The sequence below is a fragment of the Dellaglioa sp. CoH-56-MRSF-14 genome, from assembly GCF_056782115.1.
In genome coordinates this window covers 1-4,217 of the sequence record NZ_JBXAYB010000011.1, presented here as the reverse complement: position 1 = coordinate 4,217, position 4,217 = coordinate 1, and the positions used below count along the sequence as shown (strand labels likewise).

The 4,217-nt window shown below is 35.9% G+C and carries 6 protein-coding genes; all 6 read right to left on the bottom strand.

Annotated elements, in window-relative coordinates:
- Positions 1–252 (bottom strand): Rep family protein (locus tag AC1RPX_RS07575; protein ID WP_481763210.1); only part of this gene is annotated, 252 nt, incomplete at its 3' end.
- Positions 253–326: 74 nt separating this feature from the next.
- Complete coding sequence (locus AC1RPX_RS07570) at positions 327–491, bottom strand: transcriptional regulator (protein WP_481761992.1); 165 nt, start codon at positions 489–491, stop codon at positions 327–329.
- Between the two features lie 577 nt (positions 492–1,068).
- On the bottom strand, positions 1,069–2,154 hold the full coding sequence (gene mobV, locus AC1RPX_RS07565; protein WP_004906452.1) for a MobV family relaxase: 1,086 nt from the start codon (positions 2,152–2,154) through the stop codon (positions 1,069–1,071).
- Between the two features lie 574 nt (positions 2,155–2,728).
- Entirely contained in the window at positions 2,729–3,349 is a 621-nt protein-coding gene (locus AC1RPX_RS07560; RefSeq protein WP_481761989.1) for a GNAT family N-acetyltransferase, read from the bottom strand.
- Between the two features lie 93 nt (positions 3,350–3,442).
- Positions 3,443–3,664, bottom strand: coding sequence for a hypothetical protein (locus AC1RPX_RS07555; RefSeq protein WP_481761990.1), 222 nt, complete (start codon positions 3,662–3,664; stop codon positions 3,443–3,445).
- Positions 3,661–4,217, bottom strand: a 557-nt coding sequence (locus AC1RPX_RS07550) for a Rep family protein (protein ID WP_481763208.1), incomplete at its 5' end; no start/stop codon positions are given. The genes AC1RPX_RS07555 and AC1RPX_RS07550, both read right to left, overlap by 4 nt.

Genomic DNA, 4,217 nt, shown 5'->3' with positions numbered 1-4,217 from the left:
AGTAACCGGATTACGAGCAATATACAAAACATGATAATGTGGTTTTTTATAAATTGATCCACCAGCACTTATTATCTCTTGTTCATCAGGAGTCATATCTTTAAATTTTCGTTCAGTTTTATCTAAATTATGGAGCGGACTAATCGCCATAGGAATACCAGTTTTTTCTAAATTTTCAATAAAGTTTTCAGGAATACTTTCAGGATACAAAATGAATGCAAAGTTTCTAGCCTTTGTATTTTTAGTAGTCATATAGTATAATCACCTTTAGAAAATAAAAGCATTTTTCACGAGCGAACTTGAGAGAGGGCGCTCTTTTTTTATGCTCATTTTTCTCCTTTCTTAGATTTTTCGATAACATCACGCATATAGTTTCTAATATCGTAAGTTACAATTTTTCCTTCACTTTTTAAAATCTCTTTGTAATCAGCATACATCTTTTTAGGTATTCTAACGGTTACAACTTGATATTCTGTTTTCTCTTCAGGCATAAAACTCACTCCTTTATTTTTTTATCATTATACATCATTATATACTTATAGTCTATATAGTCAAAAAATAACCCGTTTAAAAAAACGGCGGTCAAAACGGCGGTCAAACGGCGGTCATAAAAAAACTCCCAAATCCATTGGGAGAGTAAGCGTAAAGTCCTATTCAAGTAAAATTTGGCACTCGGCACTTATAGGGGGGTCGTAGTACGGGAGCGAAATTCGCTCCCTGCCCCCTGATTTTCAAAATTTTTATCCCACTCAAACCAAAATATGGGCTCCGCCCAAACCCGCAAGCTGTGTCAGCTTGACCCCATAAATGAGCGGGAGCTCCCGCTCAAACTCACCCCGCACTCGCCGTGGGGCAGGCAAAAAAAGCAGGTGTGCTTTTCTTTGCATGCGCAAAAGTGTTTTATCCGCTAGTCTATCAACTCCTTAAAGCCTCAAAAAGGGGCTAACTGCTAAAGCAGCAAGCCCCTTTAATTCGATTTACCGTTGACAGACACAAAATTAACGACGTTCAATCTAGCCAGATGTTAAATTAAGCTCTTAAATGCCATTTTAAGCCCATATAAGCGTTTTAAAGATGTGGACCGCCTAATTCATCAGATTTATGTTTTTCGAGTTCCTGTGAGCTTTCAGGGGCTTTTTTAGACGGTTCTTTTAGTCCTGCACGTTCTAGCCACTTGTCAGGTAAATTGATACCTAGTTTTTTGTGTAGAAATTCATCAACATTGCGGACAATGCCTTGAAGTGTTCCGACTAACTTTTGCAATCGCTCATTCTCTCTTTCGAGGTCATTATAGTCCCACGTTGTTCTAGTCAGTTTATCTCTTAACGAGTCGGCTTCACGCCTTGCTCTAGCATGCATTTGATTGTAATTATCACTAAAAGACGCCCGTTGTTCCAAATCAGCGAGATCAGATTTATCAACCATGACTTTATTTTTATTCAGCAAAGTTGGTTTACTAGCAATTTTTTTGTTATCCCGTGGCTTGATTTCATCAAGCTGTTTTTTAGTATCTGCAAGCTTTGCTTGTGTCTCTTGTTTTTCGGTCTCTATTTTTTTCAAATCTTCCCGCATAGTTTTGTATTCGGGTACTGATAAATTCTTACGCTCTTTGTTTTTGTTGCCACGTTGAACATCAAAGCCATTCTCTTTGAGATATTGTGGTAATTCCTCTTGAATGCGCTGTAAGGCTTCACGATTGAATATACGCTTAGCTGAGAGCTTTCTATCATCATCAAAGGGCACAATGCCCATATGCATGTGAGGGGTCTTCTCGTCCAAGTGAACGACCGCATAACGAATATTTTCGTCGCCATAGTTATCTGCAAAATATTGTTTGGCTGTTTCAAAATATTTACGGGTTTCGACTTCGTCTAATTGCTCAAAAAAATCTTTGTCACTGGTTAGAATCCACTCATTGACTAAAACAGCGTCTTTGCGAACTGCCCGCTTACTAGCTTTATTTTCGTTGATATAGGCTTCAATATCCGTTTTAAAATTATCAGTGCGCCCAGCCACCAAATCATAATTCAAGTGGGAGCGGGAAACATCAATATCTTCGTTGCTGTGATTAGTCGTTTTCCGTTGGTCATGATTGCCAATACCGACTAAATTATCAGCTTTTAATTTCGTCATTCTAGCCACTACAAAACTCATAGTACGCACCTCATTTCGGAGTTATCTTCCAAGTAAAGTATAACCCACTATACTTCACTCTGTGAAGTGTGGTCTCTGCGAGGCTAAAAACTGTCTGTCCACTTTGCCCCTTTTTTCGCCTTTAGGCTGAAAAGGTTCGACGTGAACAGGCACAAAAAAAAACGCCTACAGCTGTCCTTTTTTCTAGTAACAGAAATGATATTTTCACCTTTGCATTTTTCCGCAACGATTGCAAATTCATTTCAATATCAAATTCAAAACAACAGACCTTGCCACTTTTTCAAAAGTGGCAAACCCAGAAAATTTCTACATGTCTCCGACGGCTCGAAAACGAGTTGCCAAGAGGGTGGAAAATCAGTGGATCGTATCAACTTCTTAAATTCCTTCCGATTTGCTTCAGTCAGACATTTATCGTTGACCCTACCGTTTATTTTCCCACTGGCCAAATAAAAAAGAGTAGCCTAAGCTACCCTTTTCTAAAAAAATAGTTCAACAATCGCGCCCATTGAAGGTAAATTTTTAAGAAATAACATTTTTTCATTTTACTTAGAAAATATAATACTAGCCCCTTTTATCACATTTTTCCGTACAAATAGAAATGCATATTCTCTTGTAATTCTGGCAAATCGAGCGTTTCTTCAGCTAATCGTTCCAAACCTTGATGTTCATAAAAGCCAAAATTACATGTCGTATCCGTAAATAAGTAAAATGTCTTAAGATTTTCAGATGTCATATAATCTAAAAATTGTTGATACAATTGTTTACCGATACCTGAACCACGTTGGTTTCCATCTACAACAAAAAAAGCTAATTCACCATCAAAGTTTGTACCAATGCTCTTTAAAAGAATTTCATCAACTTCTTCAAATTTTTGAAACGTCTTTCCAATTTTACGCCCTTCTTTAGATATAGCAATTCGTGCAACAGCAATTCCTTGCCGAATAAGATACCTTAGTGGTTTACGATGTGTTTCTCTATTTTTACCCATAATAATACCAACAGGCACTTCATTAAAAACAGCAACACTAGTAAATGTTTGATTAACAAGACAACTGGCAAGATATATTTTAGACAGTTGTTTAGCTAATTTTGGGCTTCCTAATCGATCGTAGTTCCATGATTTGCGAATCATATCTTCCAAGATATGATAATCGGATGGTTTAATAGGACGGTATTTAATATCTGCTTGTGTCATTACTTTTCCTCCAAATAATTAACTTCTAAATTGTTCTTAAATCCAATATATTCCACGTCAATAATCATTACTTAACCTCTCCAGTCTCAATATTTATTTTATTTCTCCCATTTCTATCAATTCCTCAAATCCTTCAACAAAGTAATCTCTATCTTTCAAACAAACAACTCGTTTTTCTGGACCTTCAGGTGTCTCAGTTTCACTTAACTTTATACCACAAATAAAGCATTGACCTAAAAGCTCTTTAGTCGGGATAACATTTTGATCAGTGTATTCTAAGTATTTCTCAACATCACTTTCACTAAACTCTCTCATGCTCTCACCCCTCTCTCATTCTTTATTTCTCCTGTATCAGGATCAATGGTTTTTGAATAGACCGGACGATAACCACATTGGTAATTTGCATCAAAATATAGTCGAAAAATTCCAGAAGAACTTGAAATTATTTCATTCACATATTTCATACTCTCAATTCCAAATTCGTTACCTCTTTGTCTGATAAACGAGCTTAATTCCTTTACATTAACAATGTTATATTCATCTACAATTTCAAGTAAAGTCTGCCTTAATTCTTTCTTTTCATTTTCATCAAGTGTTACGTATCTATCAATATCAAAATCATTTATAAAGATTAAATCTTTTTTATCGTAGCGGTGTTTACCTTTCTTAATTGCATCAGAACTTTCATGCGTTAAATACTGAAAATAATACTCCACGCTATCAACAATTTCGATATGAGATACAGATTGATCACCTAAATTACGTTTTATTTTTTTCCGAATACTTTCAACAGTAACCGGATTACGAGCAATATACAAAACATGATAATGTGGTTTTTTATAAATTGATCCACCAGCACTTATTATCT